Source organism: Rhodococcus sp. 24CO (genome assembly GCF_050586165.1).
Taxonomy (GTDB): domain Bacteria; phylum Actinomycetota; class Actinomycetes; order Mycobacteriales; family Mycobacteriaceae; genus Rhodococcus_F.
The window spans coordinates 381,623-403,675 of record NZ_JAZFNF010000004.1 but is presented as its reverse complement, the minus strand read 5'-3'; the positions used below and the strand labels follow the sequence as shown (position 1 = coordinate 403,675).

The window sequence follows — 22,053 nt, the reverse complement described above, 5'->3', positions numbered from 1 at the left end:
TTCCTGATTCCGTCGATTGCATCCCTGAATTCGTCAATACTGGACAAATCGAACGATCCCGACGATCGCCCGACCAGGGGGAACATGATGTCCAGAGCCCGCAGCACCTCGACTCACGCCTTCACACTGGCCCTTCCCGTGTTTCTCACCTTCGGCCTCGTCGCTGGATGTTCGTCGGACACCTCATCCGTCGAACAGACGCCAGGACCACAGATCAACGATACGAACCCAGGCCTCGATATCGGCGTCCCGATCCCTGACGGGCAGATCGACGCAGCCGTCGGAAAACTCGACGGCTTGGCGCAAGAGCTCATGGACAGCTCCGGTGTGCCTGGCATGGCGATCGCCGTCGTCCATGACGGCAAGACTTTGTACGCCAAGGGTTTCGGCGTGCGAGAGCAAGGTAAGGAGGCTGCCGTCGACGCCGATACCGTCTTCCAACTCGCGTCCCTGTCCAAGCCTGTCGGCGCCACCGTTGTCGCCCACGGGGTGGGCGTCGGGACGGTGGAGTGGGACACATTGGTGAAGTCCGAACTACCGAACTTTGCGCTCAGTGATCCGTGGGTCACGGATCACCTCATGATTTCCGATCTCTACGCACACAGATCCGGGCTGCCCGATCATGCCGGTGACGCGCTCGAAGATATCGGATTCAACCGGGCGCAAATACTCGACAAGCTTCGCCAACTCCCCCTCGAACCGTTCCGGGTCACCTACGAATACACGAACTTCGGGGTCACCGTGGGCGCCGAGGCTGTCGCAGCTGCAGCCGGCACAAGCTGGGAATCCCTGTCCCAGAACACAATCTACGGCCCGCTGGGGATGACGTCGACGTCGTCGACGTTTGCCGACTATCAAGCTCGTGAGAACCGCGCTGTCGGCCACCAATTGCACGACGGTGAATACGCCGCCGGCGTCGTACGCCAACCGGATGCTCAGTCGCCCGCAGGGGGCGTGACGTCGTCGGTGAACGACATGGCCAAGTGGATGGACATGGTCCTCGGCGGCGGCGAGTCGGGTGGCAAACAGATCGTCGAAACGGAGGCCTTGGTTCCGGCGGTCAGCCCGGAGATCGTCTCGCGTCATCCCGCCGAACTCGGTGAGCGTGCGGGCTTCTACGGTTTCGGCTTCAACGTCTCCGACAGTTCCACAGGACGCGTGACCCTCGGACACTCCGGAGCGTTCATTCTCGGTGCCGCCACCCACATGCTCATGATTCCGTCTGCGGATGTCGGGATCGTTGCTCTGACCAATGGCAGTCCTACCGGAGTTCCCGAGACGCTCACGGCCGAATTTGCCGACCTCGTTCAGTACGGCGAGATCACCCGCGACTGGCACGCACCGTACAAGGCGATGCTCTCCGCGCAACAAGACCCGGAAGGTGAACTGGTCGGCCAGAGTCCACCGGCCAACCCGGCACCATCTGCACCCCTCGAGTCACTGGCAGGAACCTACGACAATCCGTATTGGGGCGCAGCGACGGTCACCGAACAGAACGGCGTGCTGACACTGACTATGGGGCCGGCACAGACTGAATATCCGTTGACTCATTGGGACGGCGACACCTTCACCTTTGCTCTCGCCACCGAGAACGCACCGATCGGAACCATTTCTCGAGCCATATTCGACGGAAACTCGCTAACCTTGGAATACTTCGACAGCGACGGTTTGGGCATATTTGTCAAAGGATCGTGATGAACAGCGGTTTCGATGAAGAAGGGTTTTCATGAACACTGATTCGGTCACCACAGTTCGAAAGATGTTCCGCGCCCTCACCGATTTCGATGTCGACGGCGCCGCCGAGTTGATGACCGAGGACATCATCTGGCAGAACGTCTCGCTACCGACGTTGCACGGGAGAAAGGCCGTTGTCCGGGCGCTTCGAATGGTCACGAAGCCGTCGCTCAAGTTCGAGGCCGACATGCACCACATCATCGGCGACGAGTTCACCGTCCTCACCGAACGCACCGACATCCTGACCGTCGGACCACTGCGCATCGAGTTCTGGGTGTGTGGGACCTTCGAATTACGCGACGGCAAGGTCGCCGTATGGCGGGACTACTTCTCGCTGCGCGACGTTGCGTGGGGTGTCGTGACCGCGATCGGGCAGGCGGTGTTGGGTATCGGCTCTCGCAGTAGGCTGGCTCCGGCCTGACAACACCTGCCGGAAGAGAGCACTCGCCCGATGACCGAAAACAACACATCCGATTCCTTCGACGCCGGACTGGCCGTGCGCACAGAAGTCATGGGTGCCGATTTTGTCGACGCAGCGTTCGAGCGCACCCGCGGAACCGACAGCGAAGAATTGCAGAACTTCGTGACGGCCAACGTGTGGGGTTCTGTGTGGACGCGTCCCGGTCTCGATCGACGCAGCCGCAGCCTGATCAATCTGGGAATGCTGATCGCCCTGCGGGCAGAGAACGAGCTGAAAGGCCATGTTCGCGGCGCTTTGCGAAATGGCTTGACGCGCACCGAAATCGTCGAAACGGTGATACATGCCAGCGCGTACTGCGGCGCCCCGGCCGGACTCGCCGCTATGCGCGTCGTCCAGGAAGTTCTCAGCGCGGAACTGGGTCCGCTGGAAAACTGAGTCTCCCCCCGTGCGGCAAGAATGCCGCACGGGGAGAACTATTCTCAGGGAGTCGGTCCGAACTCCTCCAACATTTCGGTAACCAACTCGGCGATCGGCGAACGCTCACTTCGAGTGAGCGTGATGTGCGCAAACAGTGGATGCCCCTTGAGCTTTTCGATCACGGCGGCAACACCGTCGTGGCGGCCGACTCGCAGGTTGTCACGCTGCGCGACGTCATGCGTCAACACCACTCGCGATCCGGTTCCCAGTCGAGAAAGCACCGTCAGCAACACATTTCGTTCGAGGGACTGCGCCTCGTCGACGATCACGAACGAATCATGCAGAGAACGTCCACGAATGTGCGTGAGCGGCAGGACTTCCAACATTCCGCGGGCTTGGACCTCTTCGAGAACTTCGGGTGACGCCAACCCGTCGAGTGTGTCGAAGACGGCCTGAGCCCACGGGCCCATCTTCTCACTCTCGCTGCCCGGGAGATATCCGAGTTCCTGTCCACCAACGGCATACAGTGGCCGGAAGACCACCACCTTGCGTTGGCTTCGACGCTCGAGTACCGCTTCAAGTCCCGCAGTCAAGGCCAGCGCCGACTTTCCGGTACCGGCTTTGCCGCCGAGAGAGACGATTCCGATGCTTTCGTCCATCAGCAGTTCCAGTGCAATCCGCTGCTCGGCGCTGCGGCCGTGCAGACCGAATGCCTCGCGCTCACCGCGGACAAGCTGAATCCGCTTGTCCGGTGTCACCCTCCCCAAGGCACTGGACGAACCGCCGAGCAACCGAACCCCGGTGTGACAGGGCAGGTCTCGCGCCTCCTCGAGATCGAGGAAGCCCTCGGAGAATAGTTCGTCGATGTCCGTCGACGCGACATCACACTCAGTCATGCCGGTCCACCCGGAGGGAACGACGTCGTGCGCGTGGTACTCGTCGGCGGGAAGCCCCACGGCGCCCGCTTTGACTCGGAGCGGAATGTCTTTGCTGACCAGGACTACATCTTTGCCTTCGGCCGCAAGATTGAGCGCGCAGGCAAGTATCCTCGAATCATTACTGTCCGTGCGGAATCCGACGGGGAGTACTGCGGGATCAGTGTGATTGAGTTCGACTTGCAAGGTGCCGTTCTCGCTACCGATCGGCACCGGACGGTCGAGCCGGCCGTACTCGATTCGGAGGTCGTCGAGCATGCGGAGTGCTTCTCGCGCAAACCATCCCAGTTCGTGATGATGTCGCTTGCCTTCGAGTTCACTGACCACAACGAGGGGAAGAACTACATTGTGCTCGGCGAATCTGGTGACGGCCCACGGATCGGACAGTAAGACCGACGTATCCAAGACGTACGTGCGAAGTGCATCTACCGAATGACTCCCGGCTGAATTGCCGGCTGAAATACCGCCCGGAACCGAGTGGGCAGAAACGGAGCGTGATGCAGTCACGGTGGGCTCCTAGGTCTGCGCTACGCCGCACAAACTTGTTCTCGCTGGACCGGTCGGCTCTTGTGTCAGGTGACACGAGGGCCGGGCGCCGGCCCTCTCGCACTGAGTGTTTCAGTCACGATCAGAACCTCCCGCACAAGTAACTTCTGCGCTACTCGATACTGCCGACGGTACTGTGCTTCGGGCCATCCCGCCACGAATTCCGACACACAATGCGTGAACGCCAGGTTACAAAATGCCACTCGTGTCATTTACCGCCACAGAGGTGCTTGTCGACGCCGCCTGCACTATCGACGCGTGAGCTCAGAAATCCTCGGCATCGAGCGCCGACTCGGTCAAAGCCCGACCGATCGCGATCATCTCGGTAGCCCGCGCAAAGTCGAGAGTCCTGGCCGATTTGCGGGGTACCTGGATGAGAATGTCCGGTGGATACACGGCGAGCTGGTACCTGGCCAGCGCGGACTGCACGACCTCGAGAGAACGACCCATGATCTCCAAACGCCCGATCTTCGGAGCGATATCAGGACCCGTATCCACAACTACCTCGTCCAGGCTCACCTCGTCCAGGCTCACCTCGTCCAGACCTACCTCTTCAAGACCCAGGCCCGTCGAGTGACCACCGAATCGAGACACCACAGACTTCACTGTCTCCCGATCGAGAAACTGGGCGGTGCCCCGTTTGAATCGGCCGACCCACTCGTCGACGGGCCGTGGCTCCGTACCCACCCGCGCGGGCGTCCGATTCTCACGGGCGTCCGCGCCCAAACTGACACCGATCGTCAGGTCTGCACGAATCGAGAGCGTCGGCGCGACGGGAAGCGGATCGAGGATGCCGCCGTCCACCAGCACCCGGCCGTTGAGAACCAACGGAGTGATGACTCCGGGGATAGCGATGGACGCACGAATCGCGGCGTCGACCGGCCCGTGCTGAAACCACACCGACCTGCCCGCCGCCAGGTCGGTGGCAACAGCAGTGAACGGGATGCGCATGTCCTCAATACACGTTTCACCCAGGATCTCCCGTACGCGTCCAAGTACCTTCTCCGCGTGGATGGCCCCGGGAGCCGACATGGATACGTCGAGCAACCGAACAACATCGCGGGCTTTCAGCGTCGTTGCCCACTCGGTAAACTCGTCCAGCTTTCCGGCTGCGTACAACCCACCGATCAACGCGCCCATCGACGAACCTGCCACCCCGACTATCGAGTAGCCACGTTCCTCGAGCACTTGGATGACACCGATGTGGGCGTAGCCTCGCGCGCCACCGGAACCGAGTGCCAATGCAACTGTCCGAGACTGAGCCATCGGACCATCGTAAGCGCCGCAAGAACGCCGACAGCCCGGCACCACAACGGGCACCGGGCTGTCGGGAACTACTGCTTAGACGTTCTTGCTGAGCAAGCCCCAGTCCTCGAGTCCGTCGTACAACGGGACGTCGAGAGCGAGCTTGGCAACGCGGGCGCGCAGGGAAACCAGATCGGCATCGCCGGCGAGGGCGGTGCCGATGATGTCGGCGACCTCGGTGAACTCGGCGTCGCCGAATCCGCGAGTAGCCAAGGCTGCGGTACCGATACGCAGACCCGACGTGGTCATCGGCGGACGGGGATCGAACGGAACAGCGTTGCGGTTGACGGTGATGCCGACCTCGTGCAGAAGATCCTCACCCTGCTGGCCGTCGAGCTTGGAGTTGCGCAGGTCCACGAGAACGAGGTGGACGTCGGTGCCACCGGTCAGAACGGTGATGCCCTGATCTGCGACGTCCTTGTTGCCGAGACGCTCGGCGAGGATGCGGGCGCCGGAGAGGGTGCGTACCTGACGGTCCTTGAACTCTTCGCCGGCCGCGATCTTGAAGGTGACGGCCTTGGCTGCGATGGCGTGCATGAGCGGTCCACCCTGCTGGCCGGGGAAGACTGCGGAGTTGAGCTTCTTGGCCCATTCCTTCTTCGCCAGGATCAGACCGGAGCGCGGGCCACCGAGGGTCTTGTGGACGGTGGAAGATACGACGTCGGCGTACGGGACGGGTGACGGGTGCAGGCCGGCGGCCACCAGTCCGGCGAAGTGAGCCATGTCGACCCACAGGTACGCACCGACCTCGTCGGCGATGGCGCGGAAGGCCGCGAAGTCCTGCTGACGCGGGTACGCGGACCAGCCGGCGACGATGACCTTCGGCTTCTCGGCGAGGGCGATCGAGCGCACCTCGTCCATGTCGATGCGGTGATCTTCCTTGCTGACGCCGTAGGACGCGACGTCGTACAGCTTGCCGGAGAAGTTGAGCTTCATGCCGTGCGTCAGGTGACCACCGTGAGCGAGGTCGAGGCCGAGCAGCTTCTCACCCGGGTTCATCAGCGCCATCAGAACGGCAGCGTTGGCCTGTGCGCCCGAGTGCGGCTGAACGTTCGCGAATTCTGCGCCGAAGAGCTCCTTCGCACGGTTACGCGCCAGATCCTCGATGACGTCGACGTGCTCACAACCGCCGTAGTAACGACGTCCCGGGTATCCCTCGGCGTACTTGTTGGTCAGGACGCTGCCCTGAGCCTGCAGAACCGAGCGGGGGACGAAGTTCTCCGACGCGATCATCTCGAGAGTGTCGCGCTGACGAGCCAATTCACCCGCCATAGCTTCGGCGACCTCGGGGTCGAGTTCGGCGAGTGGTGCAGAGTTGACGTCGGAGCCAGGCACAGCGGTCATCGAGGAATCTCCAAGGTGGATGCGGGATCGAATGCGTCCAGTCTACGAAGTTCACCCGACGTGGCTCCACCCGGTGCCGAACGCAGTGAGCTCGGCACCAGCGGTTCGTCCAGCAGCCGCCGGAATCGGTCTGTTCGTTCGGACGGAGTTGCAGCCTGATCGAGCCACCCGCCGAGCAACCGGTACCCCTCGACGTACGTGCTGGTGTACGCCCGCCACAGCGGTGAGGACAAGAATCGCAGCGACTGCCGTGCCCGCTCCGGCGTCGACAGTGACCACCGCTCGAGGAATCCGGCAACGTCGTCATGGCTGCGTCCCTCGTCGTGCAGCATCAACGCGGCGTCCTGCCGGACGCTGATCAGCTGGCCCGACGCTGCCGACAGTTGCTGCGCCTTCTCACCGTCGAATGCCAACCCCAGATCCGCGTAGATCTCCTGCGCCCACAGTCCCCAGTCGTGGCCGACTATCGCTTCGAGTGCCAAATCCGCCAGACCCTCTGCCATGAGGCACTGCGGCGTGTTCACCAGGAAGAGCGTCTGCTCGAGTTGCCCGGCACCCACCAATCCGGCTTCCTTGCGGCAATGTTCGGTGTGATGGCCCGGATACGACTCGTGGGCAATCAGTCTCGGCAGGTTTGCCATGAACTGCGGGAGATCGGAATTGATCGCAACTTTGGAGCGATAGTCACCGAGGTAGTAGTTGAACCCGGACCACGGCTTGTCCCCCACCACTTCGTATTCGACGGTTTCCGACGCCGGCAGCGGGAACGTGCCGCGCACCAGATCGCGCAGGGCACTGGACATCGCGTCGACGCACTCGGCCAATTTTGCAGCCGGAATCTCGTCGGCTATGCGATGTGCCTGCACGCGCTCCGCCAGCGTTCCCGGGCCTGGTAGCACCTCACCCATCCGGCGGTGAGCATCGCCGTATTCATCTTCGTTTCCCTTGGAAACTCGCACGTCGAAATAGGCCTCGACCTCGTCGACAAACCCGATCTCCTCGCCCGCGAATTTGCGGCCGGAGCATTCGAGAGCCCGTAGGTGAACGTCGATGAAGTGAGCCCGCTCGGCGTTCAGACCGCTTGCCGGCAACTCGGCGCGGAGTTCGCGGGCAGTGCGGGCCAGCACGCCCGGATCGGGCTTCGTCGCATTTTCAACCTGTTGACGGAGGGCCGGGTCGCCGGTGAACGCGTCGACAAACCCTTCCTCGAGTCGATCGAAACCTAGTCCCAGCAGCAGATATCGGCGAACGAGCGAGTCTGGATCCATAACGCACTAGCCTAGCGCCCGCGCCCGGAATGCGACCCGACGACAACTCCCGACGTGGCACCAAGCACAATTCGGTTATGCACTTGGATCGTGCGCACTCGCGCCTGGCTTGCTCGCACGCTTCGCCCGTACCAACGGCATCACAGTTCCTCGGCACCGGCGAGCTGCGCTGATGGCACGCGCCGGCGAATCCAGCCCGTATGTCGAGTTCGACCGTAAGCAGTGGCGCACACTGCGTAAGTCGACTCCCCTGGTCCTGACGGAGGACGAACTGTACGGCCTCCGCGGCCTCGGTGAGCAGATCGACCTCGAAGAAGTTGCCGAGGTGTATCTCCCGTTGGCTCGACTGATCCACCTACAGGTCGCGGCGAGGCAGCGTCTGTTTGCGGCTACCGCAACGTTCCTCGGCGAGAAACATCCCGATCGACAAGTTCCGTTCGTCATCGGCGTTGCCGGTTCGGTGGCTGTCGGCAAATCCACGACAGCCCGTGTGCTGCAAGCACTCCTGGCCCGCTGGGACCACCACCCGCGTGTCGATCTTGTCACCACGGACGGCTTTCTCTATCCCACCAAAGAACTGCACCGTCGGGGCATGATGCACCGCAAGGGTTTTCCGGAAAGCTACGATCGCCGCAAGCTCCTGCGATTCGTGACCGAGGTGAAGTCGGGTGCCGAAGAGGTAGCGGCCCCGGTCTATTCGCACACTCTGTACGACGTCATCCCCGGCCAGTTCCACCTGATCCGCCAGCCGGACATCCTCATCATCGAGGGCCTCAACGTACTGCAGACCGGTCCGCGTCTGATGGTCTCGGATCTGTTCGACTTCTCGATCTACGTCGACGCCCGGATCGAGGACATCGAAGCCTGGTACATCGAACGATTCCTGGCACTACGGAAGACGTCGTTTGCCGACCCGAACGCACACTTCCACCACTACTCGGGACTGTCGGACCGAGACGCGACCAGCGCCGCCAAGGACATCTGGAATTCGATCAACCAACCGAACCTGGTGGAGAACATCCTCCCCACCCGTCCGCGAGCAACGCTGGTGTTGCGCAAGGATTCCGATCACACGATCAACCGGCTGCGCCTGCGCAAGCTCTGATTGTGCTCAGGCGCCGAACCGGCGATGCCTGGCGGCGTAGTCACGAAGGGCCCGAAGGAAGTCGACCCGGCGAAACTCGGGCCAGTACGCCTCGGTGAACCAAATCTCCGAATACGCGCTCTGCCACAACAGGAATCCCGAGAGACGCTGCTCGCCCGACGTGCGGATCACCAGGTCGGGATCGGGCTGACCCGACGTATAGAGGTGACTGTCGATACCGTCGACGGTGATCGCCTGGACCAGGTCGTCGCCGCTGAGTCCTTGGCTGAGCTTCTCACTGAGCAGCGACTGAACGGCGTCGGCGATCTCCTGGCGGCCGCCGTATCCGATCGCGATATTGACGTGAGTTCCGGTGCGGCCCTCGGTTCCGTCCGCGGCATCACGCAGGCGCCGCGATTGTTCGGCCGGCAGCAGATCCAGAGCGCCGACGATCTGCACGCTCCAGTTCTTGCTCGGCCCGGAGATTTCCTCGACCACATCGGTGATGATTTCGAGGAGTGTGTCCAACTCTTCGGGATCCCGGCGCAGATTCTCGGTGGAGAGTAGGTAGATCGTTGCCATCTCGATTCCGGCGGCATCGCACCAGTCGAGTAGCTCGGAAATCTTGAGTGCGCCCATCCGGTGCCCGTGACTGACGTCAGTGAAACCGTTCTCGCGCGCCCAGCGTCGGTTACCGTCACACATCACCGCGACATGCCTTGGATGGGTGAGTCCATCCAAATGCTTCAAGAGCCGTCGCTCGTAGATGCTGTACAGCAGTCCGCGCACCTTCACCGTGACATCACCATGGTGACAAAGACTACGCCGGGACCTTGTCCCCACCTGCGAGCGCCGTCACGCTTTACCAGCGCGTCGAAAAGCTGCAGGTAGGTTATGCTACTGACACGTAACCTACGGTACCGTAGGTTCTGGCGGAGTCGCCGAGAGGAGTTACAGGATGACAGCACTCGGGTTGGACGCCCTTCCGGTCAAACCGCGCATGCGCGGGTGGATCCATCTGTGGGCACTCTGCGTCTCCGTCGTAGCGGGCATCGTTCTCGTCTCGGTGGCGGGCGCTCGAGTCGGAGCCAAGGCAGCCGTGGCCACCACGATTTACAGCATCACTATCTGTGGCCTCTTCGCCATCAGCGCGACGTATCACCGCATTCACTGGAAGACCGTCGACGCCCGCATCTGGATGAAGCGTGCCGACCATTCGATGATCTTCCTGTTCATCGCCGGCAGTTACACACCGTTTGCGATGCTGGGCTTGCCCAGCGAGACCGGCACTGTAGTCCTTGCGGTCGTCTGGGCTGGTGCACTCGCAGGCGTTGCACTCAAGATGCTGTGGCCGACAGCCCCTAAGTGGGTGGGCGTGCCGCTGTACCTGATTCTCGGATGGGCCATCGTGCCCGTCGCCGGCGAGCTGACCCACCAGGTGGGCGTCGCGCCGATGGTGCTGCTGCTCGTCGGCGGAATCCTCTACAGCGTCGGAGCAATTCTCTACGCCACCAAATGGCCGAACCCGTGGCCCACAACGTTCGGACATCACGAGTTCTTCCACGCCGCAACGGTCGTCGCGGCAATCTGCCACTACATCGCCGTCTGGCTCGTCGTCTTCAACTGACTCGTCACAGCTGTGTCGGTCCACCGAACAGAACTGCCGAAACCAAGCAGTAAACTTTCCACACGTTCTCAGGTTCGGGATCGAATCCGAGCAGACGGCCGCCATCGGGAACCACGTTCAGCGCAGCATGCACGATGAACATGCTTTCGGGCTCCGTGAGCTCCGGTCGGATCTCACGGAGCAGTCGCGCCCATTCGACCACGTAGAGTTTTTGTCGACTCTTCAGGTCATTTCGGTGACTGGGCAACAGATTGTGCATCTCGGAGAAGTAGATGGACATCAACTCGTGTTGCGCAAAAGACAAGTCGACGTACATCGACGAGAGCGATGCCAGTGCCTCGGCCGGCGTTTCCGCCCCGTCCAGTACCGATACCGTCGCGACGTCCAGGCGATCTGCGGCCCGGTAGAAGATCGCGGAGAGAAGATCCGCTTTGCTCGGGAAGTACCGATACATGCCGGACGCGTTCAAACCAGCTGCGGCAGCTATCTCTTCGATCTTGACGTCGTGGTAGCCGTGGAGGTCGAAGAGCCGAACCGCTTCATGCAGTAGTCGTTCCCGCTTGTTATCCCCTAGCGGCGCAAGCACCGAACGGCGGCTTTGTGAGTTGCCTTGGCGCCCTCGCGCAAATCTCGCCCGATCTATCGCCGAACATGCACTGAGCAAGATGCGTTCAATTGTCTTCTGCGGCAGTACAAGGTTGTGGGCCGTGATGCTGCCGATCGCACTGAACATCGCAGCCACCACAAGCTTGGTGTCACTCTCGCCGATCGGTGGATCCGACGGTGACAAATGCTCACCCACCCGGCGATTGAGCAGAATCGAGTGTTCGCGAATCACCGCCCGGTCCGAGGGTTCGAGAAACCTGCTCTCCCAACGGTAGATGCCCGCGGTCCGGCGATTGCTGATCGTGGTTCGGATTACAGCCAGCAGATCTTGTCGAAGCCGATCGGCGTCTTGCCCAACGCCTTCCGCAGAATCGAGAGCCTCTGTGAGCGCCTCCATCAACGACAGCGCCGAATACTGAAACAGTGCGTACTTCTTCGGAAAATGGCGGTAGAGCGCTGAGGGCGAGATACCCACCGACGACGCGATGTCTTCGACACTGACTCCGTGGTAGCCGCGCTCACTGAAGGCGATTGCCGCTGCGGCCGCAATTTGTGCCTTGCGGTCTTTCGGCCTCTTCTTCACTTCGGCCACACGGCTCCGACCGACGGCCGGAGCAACCCTCAGGTCTCTTGTTGTCACTGTCTCCGGCCCGCTTCCATATTGAGAATACCCATACACATCTTTTGGGCAGATACTGTCTGCACTCTCGAAGATGCAGCTTTCAACTGTAGTTATATCAAGTCTCCGTCGCCAGCCAGAGGAAATCTGAGAAGAATTTCCATTCACATAACTATTGCCGCACGCGAGTCGCTGTGAAATGATTCACAACACCATCCGCCACGATCGCGCCGCGCATTTCGGCCCTCTCGACGCCTGAACACACTCGACATCTTCAATGAAAGAACTTGAGCTGCAAAGGAATAGAACCAGGTGACGTACGAACTGCCAGCCCCGAAAGGCCCGGTACGAGACGTAGCGCTCGAGGGCGGCTACCTGATCGGATTCTCGGTGCAGGCACTGTTCGGCCTGTTCACGGCCATCATTCGTAGGCGACTCTCGTTGCACGAGACGATAACTCAAACGCTGTTCATCGGCAGGGTCAGTACCGGCCCGTCCCTGCTGCTCATGATCCCGATCGGGGTCTTCATCGCGGTGTCGGTCGGCGAACTCGCGGGGCGAATCGGCGCCGGCGGTTACTCCGGTGCAGTTGTCGCATTCATCATCGTCGGTCAGGCCGCAGCACTGGTGTGCGCGCTCATGATGGCGGGGGTTGCCGGCTCGGCCATCTGCACCGATCTGGGCTCACGGAAGATCCGCGAAGAGATCGACGCCATGGAAGTCATGGGTATCGACGTCATCGAACGTCTCGTTGCTCCGAGATTGATTGCAGCGGTGGTCGTTTCCCTGGCACTGTGTTCCATGGTCACGTTCGGCGGAGTGATCGCGTGCTACCTGTACCACATCTACGTTCAGCATCTCCCTGCCGGAACATTCATGGCTACGTTCAGCCAGTACGGCCGTTCATCCGACTTTGTCATGGCCTTGGTCAAGGCCGCGATCTTCGGTCTCGCTTCAACGTTGGTCGCCACGTTCAAAGGACTCCATGCCAAAGGTGGCCCCCGCGGCGTCGCCGACGCCGTCAACGAAGCCGTGGTCATCGCCTTCGCTCTGGTCTTCATCGCCAACACGGTTCTGTCCGCGCTGTACACCGTCATAGTTCCGGCAGTCGGTGAATTCTGATGTCGCTTGTCGATCTACGGATCAGAGCTCACCAGGCAAGCAGACCGCTCCGGACCGCTGCCGACGGTTTGGTGTCACTCGGTCAGCATGTGACGTTCTACGTCCGCACGGTCGCGTCAATTCCGTTTGCCCTCACCAAATATCGCAAGCATGTACTCGGCCAGATCAGCGAGGTCAGCTTCGGCACGAACTCGCTGCTGTCCGGCGGCGGAACTATCGGCATCGTGTTCGCGATGTCTCTGGCAGCCGCAATGATGCTGGGTGTCGAAATGCATCGGGGACTCGAACTCGTGGGCATGACCTCACTGTCCGGAATGCTGTCGGCCGTTGCCAACACACGTGAACTTGCGCCGGTTGTTGTTGCAATTGCGTTGGCCGCGAAGGTGGGAACGGGCTTCACCGCGCAGATCGGCGCCATGCGTATCTCCGACGAGATCGATGCCCTGGATTCGATGGCCATCAGATCCATCCCCTTTCTTGCAGGTACTCGGGTGATCGCGGCAATGATCTGCGTCATTCCGATCTACATGATCGGTCTGCTGGCCAGCTACCTGTCGACCCGACTTGTCGTCGTGTTCTTCAACGGCGCATCGGCCGGAACGTACGACTACTTCTTCCACCTTGCGATCTCCCCGCAGGATCTTCTCTACTCCGGCCTCAAAGCCGTGGTCTTCGCAGCCGTGGTGGCGCTGGTGCACTGCGCTTACGGGTATTACGCCTCGGGTGGACCCGCGGGCGTGGGTCAGGCCGCCGGCCGCGCGCTCCGAACCGCGATCCTGGCGATCGGAATCCTGGACGTCATCATGACTTTCGGCTTGTGGGGTCTCGTTCCCCAAATCCCCGGAATGGGGGTCTGAGCCGTGGACAGGCTAACTACGCGCACCAAGATTGCCTATGCCCTTCGCGGCGCAGTGGCCATAGCGGTAGCCGTCGTCGCAGCAGTCACCATGGTGCTGCGCGGCTCGGGCAATCTCGAACGCAGCACCGACGTGTACGTCGCCGTCCCTGCCGACGCAGGGCTGATCAGTGGCGAGGCTCCGGTTCGATACCACGGGGTGAATATCGGCCGCATCGGTGACATCGATTCGGGTACTACAGAATCGGTGGTGCAACTGCAGATCGACACCGGTGAAGCATCGAAGATCCCGGCAGACGTCGTCGCACGAGTAGTACCGCGGACCTTTTTCGGCGACATCTACGTGCAACTTGTCGACAACCCGAATGCCCAGAGCCAGGCAACGCTCTCGGAGGGCGACGTCGTCCCCATGGACACTGGTCCCGAAGCCGTCGCACTCTACGACGTGTACACCGATCTCGTGTCGGTACTCACCGCGATGCGCCCCGAGAAAATGCACACTGCACTGACCGCACTGGGTCAGGCCTTGGACGGGAACGGCGCCGAAATCGGTGCCACGATCGACAATCTCAGCGCCGCTTCTGCGGTGCTGACACCGGCTGCACACCAATTCCTCGATTCGACACCGGAATTCAAGTCGGTTGTCGACGCGTTGGACCGCGCAACCCCGGACATACTCGACACCCTGGCAGCGGCCACGTCAGTCTCCAACAGCATGGTCGCCAACCAGGAAAACCTCGAGAGGTCGATGAGTGCGGCCGCGGTCTTCGCCGCGACGCTCGACAGCTTCGTCGCCGAAAACACCGGCAACATCATCACCGTCATCGACTCCACCGGAAAGATACTCGCAACAACAGCAGCCAACCCCGACGGCCTACGCTCCACTCTGGCGAATGCCTCCGCATTCGGCGCCGCCGGTGCGCGAGTATTCTCCACCGGAAAATTCAACATCACAGCGGTTCCCACCTTTGCCGATCCGCTTCCGTACACAGGCGAGGATTGCCCTCAGTACGTGGATGAGCGCGGCGCGCAATGTTCGGGCACCAATCTCAGGCCGGTTGCTGGTGGCGCGGACGAAGCCTCAGCCCTTCTCTTTCTCGAGGATCAACTACTCGGCAACCCGCCACTCGACAACGCGGCCGGTGACAGCACCGCACCCAACCCCGCCACAACACTCATGTTGGGGCCGTTGGTCCGGGGTAACGAGGTGAGTGTTCCGTGAAAATTCGGACCGCTCAGGTAGTTCGGTTGTCACTGTTCTGTATCACTGGCCTCGCGTGCGCGTCGTTCGTGGCAAACACGTTGTCGGTGCCGGTTCGTGGGGATACCGATTCCTATTCGTTCGAGTTCACCGATGTGGAGGGCCTGAACCCGGGTAACCCGGTGACCATGTCGGGTGTCCGGATCGGCAGGGTGGACTCGGTCGCCTTTGCCGACAACGGTGGTGGCACAAGTAAGGCGATCGTCGATGTGGAGATCGAATCGCACTATTCTCTCGCATCTGATGTTCAGGCTACGGTCCGCTACGGCGACATGCTGGGCGCCCGCTACCTCGCTCTGACTCACAATGACGGTGCGCAATCGGGACCAGCATCGGTGTCAGCGAGAACGCTGGAACCTGGTGGGACTGTTCCGCTGACGCAGACAACGCCCCCGATCAACCTGACTGCGTTGATGAACGGCTTCAAACCACTGTTCTCCGCACTACAACCCGACCAGGTCAACACTCTCACTCGGAGTTTTGTCGAAACGTTCAACGGGCAGGGCGGTGCGATCTCCGCGCTTCTCGACCAGATCGCCGCCATGACATCAGGTCTCGTCGACCGCCAAGATGTTTTTGCGCAGCTGTTGACGAATATGAACACACTCCTCACCTCCGTTGACGATCGCCAACCCGAAATAGTCGGCCTCCTCGACGGTTTGAACGGTCTGAGTACCTCGGTTGTCGAAGAGAACGACCAACTCGCCGCACTTCTGGATCAGGGAAACCGCACCGTCTCGTCGTTGGCTCAGCTGATGACCGGATCAAACGGTTCATTCGGCACGACGGTTGCGCAACTCGAAAATGTGACCGCCGGCTGGATTGCGAGCACCGACGAATTCAATCGGCTTGTCGCGAACCTCCCCCAGTTTGCCGATGCCACAAACCGGATCGGCAGCTACGGAAGTTTCATCAATCTTTATCTGTGCAATTTCACACTGAAGGCAGGGGACGTGGAAGCCAACATCTTCGGCGCAACACATTCGCCGGTGTGCTCATGATGTTTCTGGTCAAGCTGATCGACGTTTTTGTCGGCATCATGCTCTTTCTGTTCAAAGGGGACCGTCGCCAGAGCGGCAGCGGAACTGCTTTGGCGTTGGGCAGCCTCGGTATCTTTGTTCTGGTAGTTGGACTGGCGGCTGCGCTGGGTATTCCGAAACTCTGGTACAACGTTCGCACATCGGCCTACACAGCTGAATTTGCCAATGCCAGTGGTCTTTCCGACACCGACCCGGTCTACGTAGCCGGAGTTCCCGCCGGACGGGTGGATTCCATCGAACTTGCCGGAGACCACGTGATCGTCAGTTTCCGCCTGGACAAGGATCAACCGTTGGGCAACCAGAGCACCGCCACCGTCCGACTCAAGACCGTCCTGGGTAAGCGCTACCTCGAGGTGGTGCCTGCCGGTGTTGTGGACGACGCCGACGGACGCGTCATCCCCCTCTCGCGAACCACGGTGCCGTACAGCCTCGACGACGTCAGTGCCGACGCAACCCACGCGGCAACCGGCGTCGATCTGCAAGCGATGGAGTCGATGATGAACACTCTCTCGCAGGTGATTCCGACCGACTCCGATCAGGTCGGCCGAGCACTCGCCGGAATCAGTGGCGCCTCCGCGGCCTTCGCACAGAACGGCGAGCAGATCGACCAAATCCTGACGATGTCGCGAGAGCTGTCGGACATGGCTGTGGCGCAGACCGATTCGATAGTGAACACGGCTGCAAACGCTCAGACCATCGTCCGCACGCTTGCCATGCGCAAGGACGCCCTGACTCAACTCGTCGACAACCTGACGATCATCATCTCGAAGCTGTCCACTACGTTCACCGCGCACGAGGGCGAATTCGGAGCACTGACAGACAACCTGGTCGCCGTCACCACAACGCTGAAGAACAACGCCGATCAGATCGACCTGCTGATGACACGCCTCCCGTCTGCACTGCGCTCGGTCACCGATGCCACCGGTACCGGAAACTGGACCGACGTCAACGCACCGGCAGCCGTGATCCCGGACAATCTACTCTGCGCGCTCGGCATCATGGAGGGCTGCAAGTGAATCCACGAAAGGCCGTCACAGCGCTGCTCGTCGTGACCCTGGCGATCGCGCTCCCCGGTTGGTACATCTTCGGACGCACCGATCAGTCCAAGACCGTCTACGCCGATTTCAGTTACGTCGGGGGGATCTACGAGGGCAGCAAGGTCACCGTCCTCGGTGTCGGCGTCGGGACAGTCACAGCGGTCGAGCCCCGCGGAACATCGGTTCGGGTGGCGATGTCCATGCCGACCTCCGTCGAACTCCCGGCCGATGCGTCCGCGTATGTTCTCAATCCTTCGGTGATCAGTGATCGCCACATCGAACTCGGACCGGCGTATACCGGCGGAGACACACTCGACGACGGTGATCAGATCCCCATCGAACGCGCACATTCCCCTATCGATTTCGACGGTTTGATGGGAAGTGTCAGCACCTTGGCCGAAGCGTTTGCCGGCGACGGCGGCAATCTCGGTGATCTTGTCAGCCGCGGTGCGGCCGGGTGGGCGGGCCAGGGCGATCAGTTCAACACGGCAATCCGAAACCTCAGTACGGCAACGGGAGTAGTCGGTGCTCGGTCCGAAGACATCGGCGTACTCGTCGGCAACCTCAGCACCTTGATGGCCGCACTCGACGCCCGGCAGGTCAGTCTCGACGAACTTGTCGGCGACTTGGGTCAATTGGGTGATCAGTGGTCGAGCCAGAACATGGACATCTCCCAACCACTTCAGGATTTGCAGGTGGTGTTCGATCAGTTGGAACGATTCATGACCACTCACGGCGACGACGTCGGTGCCATCGCCGGAAACGTTCAAGTCCTCGGTGACGTACTGGCGGCAAAACAATCGGGTCTCGCCGAGTTCATGGACCTCGTGCCGTTGATGATGGCGAACCTGTCCGGCACCATCGGCCCGGATCAGCGTGGACGTATTCGACTCAATGTCTCGACAGCGCTGACGCAATTTGCTGTGGCGCAACCGTTGTGCGAGACGTACAAGCTGCCGATCTGCACCGGCGCCGGATTCACCAATCCCATTTCCTTCCCGCTCAGTGCGTCCGATCCGCTCGGAATCGCATCTGCCGTATCCGGCGGCGCAGCCTCGGGAGGTGGCAACTGATGCGGCCCTCTGTCCGGATACTCACCGGAGTCGTGGCATTCGGTGTTGGTTGCGCGATGGTCTTTGCCTTGGGCGGGTGCAGCGCCGGAATCCAGGATCTTCCGTTGGGCCGCTCGGCAGACGGTAACGCGTACACCGTGGCAGTGCAGTTGGCGGGCGCTGACGGTCTTGTTCTGGGAGCCGACGTCCGCAGCGGTCAGAAGGTGATCGGACGGGTATCCGAACTGTCCGCAGACGTCGTCGGAGCCCGCGTCACGCTGAGTCTGGACAGCGCGACACAGCTGCCGGACAACGTCGAAGCATCCGTCGAACTTCCCTCAGCGCTGGGTAATCCGTTCATTCGACTACTTCTGCCGGAAGTTCCTTCGAGTTCGGTGTTGAGCGACGGTGACACCATTCCGGAGTCCCGCACCGAGATCGGACCGCAAGTGGAAAGTGCACTCGCGACACTCGGGACAGTGCTCACCGGGAGCGGCATCGACCAACTCGATACCGTCGTGAGGGAACTGAACACCGCGTTCTCCGGCCGGTCCGGTGAGGTACGGTCACTGACCGATACCCTCACCTCCCTCATGGCCGAAGCCGGTAGTCACCAAGACGAGTTCAACGAGGCTGTTGATTTCGCGGCTCGGGTCTCCTCGCAGCTTGCCGGGCAACGCGAAATCGTGGACCACTATTTGGATTCCGTCCCGCAGGTGGTATCGATTCTTGTCGGTCAGAAGGATCAGATTTCCAGCCTGTTGAACTCGACGATTCAACTCGCCGTCAATGCGAACACTATTCTCGACTCCTCGCCGGGCGGGCTCGACAGCATGCTCCAGGATGCGTCGACCGTTGTCGGGACTCTCGATTCGTTCAACTCCGAAATGGGCCAGACGCTGGCAAACATGAACGGAATGCTCGAAAGTTTCACCTATGCGGTTCGCGGCGACTACCTGATGTTCGACGGCGCCCTCGACATTCCCGGCACGATCGACAAACTGTGGACCGGTGGGATGGCCGGCGGCGCAGCGGCTATAGCGGCACCCGGAACTCTGACCGATCTTCTTCAGGGAGGCCGACGATGAAACGTCTTGCGCTCGTGCAACTTGTCTTGTTTGCGCTCACCGCTGCCGTGGTCATTCCGTTCGGCATCGTCTACGTCGTCGGTCCACAAGGCTTCGGAGATCACATCCGCCTGCACGCCACGATGTCCGACGCCTTTGGCCTGACCGCGGGAACCGTGGTCACCTACCGCGGGGTGCAGGTAGGAAAGGTCAGCGAGGTTGCTCTCGACTCGAGTACCCGTTCCGCTCGAGTAGAGCTCTCGCTCAACGAAAACGCCGAGATACCAGCAGACAGTGTTGCCAAAGTGACGATGGGAACTGCCGCCGGAATCCAGAACGTGGACATCTATCCCAACACCGATCAGGGACCTTATCTTCGGGACGGCGACGAGATCGCGATGCCGGCGGATCAACAGCCGGTTCAGATGAGCCAGTTGATGCTTCAGGCGTCGGATGTCCTCGAAGGTCTCGATCCGCGGGCGATCAGCGACATCGGAACCGAATTGGGGAATTCCTTCAACGGACTGGGGCCAAGTCTGTCCACGATGATCGAGAACGGTGGGACGCTGTCCGCACAGTTGAACGATCAGTCCGCTGAGCTCGCGGCACTGCTCTCACGCACCTCGACGCTGGTTGATTCCATGGCAACACAATCGGATTCGTTTGTCCGTGGGATGTCTGCTGCAAAGAACTTCACCGAGCAACTCGATTCCAACGCACCGGTGCTGATCTATCTGACCGATCATTCACCGGCCGCGTTGAGCAGTGCGCAGCAGTTGTTCGACAAGTACCACAACACTTTTGGTGCAGTGTTGGCCAACCTTGTCACGGTCGCTCCGATCATCTCCGACCGCACGGACGCTCTCGAAACGGGTCTGGTCACCATTCCTCACGGCCTCGCGGATCTAGCTTCGATCGTCAAGGGTGACCGCGCCGATTTTGCGCTGGTAGCCACACAAGGGCCGGTGTGTAACTACGACACTCCCCGGCGCGAAGTCGGTGACCTCTCCCCCACCAGTCCGAACCTCGCGATGTACTGCCCACCTGCCGATGATCTGGTCCAACGCGGAGCGCGAAATGCTCCGCGACCGAACGATCTCGGATTGCAGAATGCCACCATCCCCGGCACGCCGATCGGCCCACCGGTTGTCGATGATCCCATTCTCATCCCGACCGGCGTAGACGCACTGAACTATTGGAGATCGATGTTGGAAGGACTGGGAAATGGCACCCGCTGAAAGCACAGTGATCGACAAGACCGAGCAGGAATCCGGTGACCAGCCGGGTCGACCGTCGTTGCTGCGACGCCTGAAGACGCCGCGCACCGCACTGACTGCCGTGTTGGCTCTGGCACTGTTCGCAGCAGTGGCAGCGTGGGGGTTTCAGATGTATTCGGAAAGCCGGGACAACACTCTGCGCCAGGAAGCTCTCGACACTGCCCGCGAATACTCGATCATCATGTCTTCCTTCGATTACCAGGATCTGGACGCGAACAAGGACTCGATTGCCTCCATGTCGACGGACGAGTTTGCCGGCACATACGGAACCATGGTCGATTCGCTGCGCGATGTTGTCGCCGGCGGGCAGGGGCAGGCAACCGCGACGGCAGCACACGTGGGCATCGAGTCCATGGACAGTTCATCGGCGACAGTTCTGGTGTTCGTCGATCAGGAAGCCAAGAATGTTGCTGCGCCGCAGGGGAATGCGCAGAAGTATCGGATGGTCATCTCAATGGTGCGGGCGAACGACCAGTGGCTCGTCGGCAACGTAGAGACAAAATAGGAGGATCGATGCCCACTCACTATCTGAACGCAGAACAGACCGAGTCCTCACTTCGAACCGATCAGACGCGAATCACCATCACAGGCCTGCGTCGGCGGTGGGCCCGGAAACCTGCACACATCACCGATGCCCTCGACTTCTGGTCCTTTGCCGGCGCCGCCGCCAACGTTGTCCTGCAACTCGGCTGGCCGGAGGTGGCGTATGGCGTCATGGAAAGCAAGGTCGAGTCGGGCGCTCTGACGGCACATCCGTGGAAGCGCGCGCGAACCACCACGCAGTATCTGACCGTGGCGATTCTGGGCAACGAGGAAGAGCGTCTGGCGTACCGCGAAGCAGTCAACTCGGTGCACCGGCACGTACGGTCGGACGCCAACAGCCCGGTCAAGTACAACGCCTTCAACCGTGAACTCCAATTATGGGTCGCTGCTTGCCTGTTCATCGGATTCGAAGACAGTCACCAGTTGCTGCACGGCGTGATGTCCGAGGAACAGGCGGAGTCGTTCTACCAATCCGCCTCCACTCTGGGAACCACTTTGCAGGTCACCGAAGAGATGTGGCCGGCCACGCGCGCGGATTTCGAACGTTACTGGAACATCGGCTGTGAACGTGTGATCATCGACGAACGCACCAGTCAGTATCTGAACGATCTGATCGACCTACGCATGATCGCCTGGCCACTGCGCCTGGTGTTCCGAAACCTGCTGCGCTTTTTGACAATCGGGTTTCTGCCCCCGATCTACCGTGACCAACTCGGACTCGAATGGACCGAAGACGACCGTCGACGCTTCGAACATCTCTTCATCTTCGTGTCCTTTGTCAACAGATTCATACCTCGATCGATCCGGCAGGCGGGCAACACCATTCAGATGCGCGACCTCCGCCGCCGGATCAAGCGAAGCAAGAACCTCGTCTGAGCTGTGGACTTTCTCA

21 protein-coding genes are annotated in these 22,053 nt (G+C 60.9%); 15 read left to right on the top strand and 6 right to left on the bottom strand.

Annotated features, from left to right (window positions below):
• Positions 1 to 87: 87 nt before the first annotated feature.
• From V2B23_RS12050 to V2B23_RS12040, 3 genes are read left to right on the top strand one after another with little or no spacing between them, the layout of a single operon-like run.
• On the top strand, positions 88 to 1,695 hold the full coding sequence (locus V2B23_RS12050) for a serine hydrolase (protein WP_430950706.1): 1,608 nt from the start codon (positions 88 to 90) through the stop codon (positions 1,693 to 1,695).
• Between the two features lie 31 nt (positions 1,696 to 1,726).
• Positions 1,727 to 2,155 (top strand): limonene-1,2-epoxide hydrolase family protein, encoded by a 429-nt coding sequence (locus tag V2B23_RS12045; protein WP_430950542.1) that lies wholly within the window; start codon positions 1,727 to 1,729, stop codon positions 2,153 to 2,155.
• Between the two features lie 30 nt (positions 2,156 to 2,185).
• On the top strand, positions 2,186 to 2,590 hold the full coding sequence (locus V2B23_RS12040; protein WP_430950541.1) for a carboxymuconolactone decarboxylase family protein: 405 nt from the start codon (positions 2,186 to 2,188) through the stop codon (positions 2,588 to 2,590).
• Positions 2,591 to 2,634: 44 nt separating this feature from the next.
• On the opposite strand, the gene V2B23_RS12035 is transcribed toward V2B23_RS12040, so the two are convergent.
• The 4 genes from V2B23_RS12035 to V2B23_RS12020 form a co-directional block, all read right to left on the bottom strand.
• Entirely contained in the window at positions 2,635 to 4,014 is a 1,380-nt protein-coding gene (locus tag V2B23_RS12035) for a PhoH family protein (RefSeq protein ID WP_430950540.1), read from the bottom strand.
• 303 nt (positions 4,015 to 4,317) lie between these two features.
• Positions 4,318 to 5,319 carry a patatin-like phospholipase family protein gene (locus V2B23_RS12030; RefSeq protein WP_430950539.1) on the bottom strand — a complete coding sequence of 334 codons (1,002 nt, stop codon included), beginning with the start codon at positions 5,317 to 5,319 and terminating at the stop codon, positions 4,318 to 4,320.
• A gap of 75 nt (positions 5,320 to 5,394) precedes the next feature.
• Positions 5,395 to 6,702, bottom strand: coding sequence for a serine hydroxymethyltransferase (gene glyA, locus V2B23_RS12025; protein ID WP_430950538.1), 1,308 nt, complete (start codon positions 6,700 to 6,702; stop codon positions 5,395 to 5,397).
• Complete coding sequence (locus V2B23_RS12020; RefSeq protein WP_430950537.1) at positions 6,699 to 7,970, bottom strand: DUF885 domain-containing protein; 1,272 nt, start codon at positions 7,968 to 7,970, stop codon at positions 6,699 to 6,701. The genes glyA and V2B23_RS12020 overlap by 4 nt, the downstream gene beginning before the upstream one ends.
• 172 nt (positions 7,971 to 8,142) lie before the next feature.
• Between V2B23_RS12020 and coaA the strand changes: the two genes are divergently transcribed.
• Entirely contained in the window at positions 8,143 to 9,075 is a 933-nt protein-coding gene (gene coaA, locus V2B23_RS12015; protein WP_092807369.1) for a type I pantothenate kinase, read from the top strand.
• Positions 9,076 to 9,081: 6 nt separating this feature from the next.
• Here the strand turns inward: coaA and V2B23_RS12010 are convergent, their stop codons facing one another.
• Positions 9,082 to 9,849 (bottom strand): isoprenyl transferase, encoded by a 768-nt coding sequence (locus V2B23_RS12010; protein ID WP_430950536.1) that lies wholly within the window; start codon positions 9,847 to 9,849, stop codon positions 9,082 to 9,084.
• 163 nt (positions 9,850 to 10,012) lie between these two features.
• Here V2B23_RS12010 and trhA point away from each other — a divergent pair, with 163 nt between their 5' ends.
• Complete coding sequence (trhA, locus tag V2B23_RS12005) at positions 10,013 to 10,681, top strand: PAQR family membrane homeostasis protein TrhA (RefSeq protein ID WP_430950535.1); 669 nt, start codon at positions 10,013 to 10,015, stop codon at positions 10,679 to 10,681.
• A gap of 4 nt (positions 10,682 to 10,685) precedes the next feature.
• Here the strand turns inward: trhA and V2B23_RS12000 are convergent, their stop codons facing one another.
• A complete protein-coding gene (locus V2B23_RS12000) occupies positions 10,686 to 11,879 on the bottom strand; it encodes a TetR/AcrR family transcriptional regulator (protein ID WP_430950534.1) in 1,194 nt (397 codons plus the stop codon).
• A gap of 339 nt (positions 11,880 to 12,218) precedes the next feature.
• Here V2B23_RS12000 and V2B23_RS11995 point away from each other — a divergent pair, with 339 nt between their 5' ends.
• The 10 genes from V2B23_RS11995 to V2B23_RS11950 are packed head-to-tail and all read left to right on the top strand — an operon-like array spanning position 12,219 to position 22,037.
• Positions 12,219 to 13,028: an MlaE family ABC transporter permease gene (locus V2B23_RS11995; RefSeq protein ID WP_430950533.1), complete on the top strand. Its 810-nt coding sequence runs from the start codon at positions 12,219 to 12,221 to the stop codon at positions 13,026 to 13,028.
• Positions 13,028 to 13,885, top strand: coding sequence for an MlaE family ABC transporter permease (locus V2B23_RS11990; protein WP_033234515.1), 858 nt, complete (start codon positions 13,028 to 13,030; stop codon positions 13,883 to 13,885). Before V2B23_RS11995 ends, V2B23_RS11990 begins: the two co-directional genes overlap by 1 nt.
• Before the next feature lie 3 nt (positions 13,886 to 13,888).
• The gene (locus V2B23_RS11985) at positions 13,889 to 15,106 is read left to right on the top strand and encodes an MCE family protein (protein WP_430950532.1); all 1,218 of its coding nucleotides are present in this window, start codon (positions 13,889 to 13,891) and stop codon (positions 15,104 to 15,106) included.
• Positions 15,103 to 16,146, top strand: a complete 1,044-nt coding sequence (locus V2B23_RS11980) for an MCE family protein (RefSeq protein WP_430950531.1) — start codon at positions 15,103 to 15,105, stop codon at positions 16,144 to 16,146. Before V2B23_RS11985 ends, V2B23_RS11980 begins: the two co-directional genes overlap by 4 nt.
• Positions 16,146 to 17,201, top strand: coding sequence for an MCE family protein (locus V2B23_RS11975; RefSeq protein WP_430950705.1), 1,056 nt, complete (start codon positions 16,146 to 16,148; stop codon positions 17,199 to 17,201). Before V2B23_RS11980 ends, V2B23_RS11975 begins: the two co-directional genes overlap by 1 nt.
• Entirely contained in the window at positions 17,198 to 18,295 is a 1,098-nt protein-coding gene (locus tag V2B23_RS11970; RefSeq protein WP_430950530.1) for an MCE family protein, read from the top strand. The genes V2B23_RS11975 and V2B23_RS11970 overlap by 4 nt, the downstream gene beginning before the upstream one ends.
• Positions 18,295 to 19,362, top strand: coding sequence for an MCE family protein (locus V2B23_RS11965; RefSeq protein ID WP_430950529.1), 1,068 nt, complete (start codon positions 18,295 to 18,297; stop codon positions 19,360 to 19,362). Before V2B23_RS11970 ends, V2B23_RS11965 begins: the two co-directional genes overlap by 1 nt.
• A complete protein-coding gene (locus V2B23_RS11960; RefSeq protein WP_430950528.1) occupies positions 19,359 to 20,579 on the top strand; it encodes an MlaD family protein in 1,221 nt (406 codons plus the stop codon). Before V2B23_RS11965 ends, V2B23_RS11960 begins: the two co-directional genes overlap by 4 nt.
• A complete protein-coding gene (locus V2B23_RS11955) occupies positions 20,566 to 21,123 on the top strand; it encodes a mce associated protein mas1a (RefSeq protein ID WP_430950527.1) in 558 nt (185 codons plus the stop codon). The genes V2B23_RS11960 and V2B23_RS11955 overlap by 14 nt, the downstream gene beginning before the upstream one ends.
• Before the next feature lie 8 nt (positions 21,124 to 21,131).
• Complete coding sequence (locus tag V2B23_RS11950) at positions 21,132 to 22,037, top strand: oxygenase MpaB family protein (protein WP_430950526.1); 906 nt, start codon at positions 21,132 to 21,134, stop codon at positions 22,035 to 22,037.
• The last annotated feature ends 16 nt before the right edge of the window (positions 22,038 to 22,053 follow it).

Excerpts from the sequence above, each read along its gene's own strand:
- V2B23_RS12050 (WP_430950706.1), top strand. The coding sequence starts at position 88 with ATGTCCAGAGCCCGCAGCACCTCGACTCACGCCTTCACACTGGCCCTT.
- V2B23_RS12045 (WP_430950542.1), top strand. The coding sequence starts at position 1,727 with ATGAACACTGATTCGGTCACCACAGTTCGAAAGATGTTCCGCGCCCTC.
- V2B23_RS12040 (WP_430950541.1), top strand. The coding sequence starts at position 2,186 with ATGACCGAAAACAACACATCCGATTCCTTCGACGCCGGACTGGCCGTG.
- V2B23_RS12030 (WP_430950539.1), bottom strand. The coding sequence starts at position 5,319 with ATGGCTCAGTCTCGGACAGTTGCATTGGCACTCGGTTCCGGTGGCGCG.
- glyA (WP_430950538.1), bottom strand. The coding sequence starts at position 6,702 with ATGACCGCTGTGCCTGGCTCCGACGTCAACTCTGCACCACTCGCCGAA.
- V2B23_RS12020 (WP_430950537.1), bottom strand. The coding sequence starts at position 7,970 with ATGGATCCAGACTCGCTCGTTCGCCGATATCTGCTGCTGGGACTAGGT.
- coaA (WP_092807369.1), top strand. The coding sequence starts at position 8,143 with ATGGCACGCGCCGGCGAATCCAGCCCGTATGTCGAGTTCGACCGTAAG.
- trhA (WP_430950535.1), top strand. The coding sequence starts at position 10,013 with ATGACAGCACTCGGGTTGGACGCCCTTCCGGTCAAACCGCGCATGCGC.
- V2B23_RS11990 (WP_033234515.1), top strand. The coding sequence starts at position 13,028 with ATGTCGCTTGTCGATCTACGGATCAGAGCTCACCAGGCAAGCAGACCG.
- V2B23_RS11975 (WP_430950705.1), top strand. The coding sequence starts at position 16,146 with ATGTTTCTGGTCAAGCTGATCGACGTTTTTGTCGGCATCATGCTCTTT.
- V2B23_RS11965 (WP_430950529.1), top strand. The coding sequence starts at position 18,295 with ATGCGGCCCTCTGTCCGGATACTCACCGGAGTCGTGGCATTCGGTGTT.
- V2B23_RS11960 (WP_430950528.1), top strand. The coding sequence starts at position 19,359 with ATGAAACGTCTTGCGCTCGTGCAACTTGTCTTGTTTGCGCTCACCGCT.
- V2B23_RS11955 (WP_430950527.1), top strand. The coding sequence starts at position 20,566 with ATGGCACCCGCTGAAAGCACAGTGATCGACAAGACCGAGCAGGAATCC.
- V2B23_RS11950 (WP_430950526.1), top strand. The coding sequence starts at position 21,132 with ATGCCCACTCACTATCTGAACGCAGAACAGACCGAGTCCTCACTTCGA.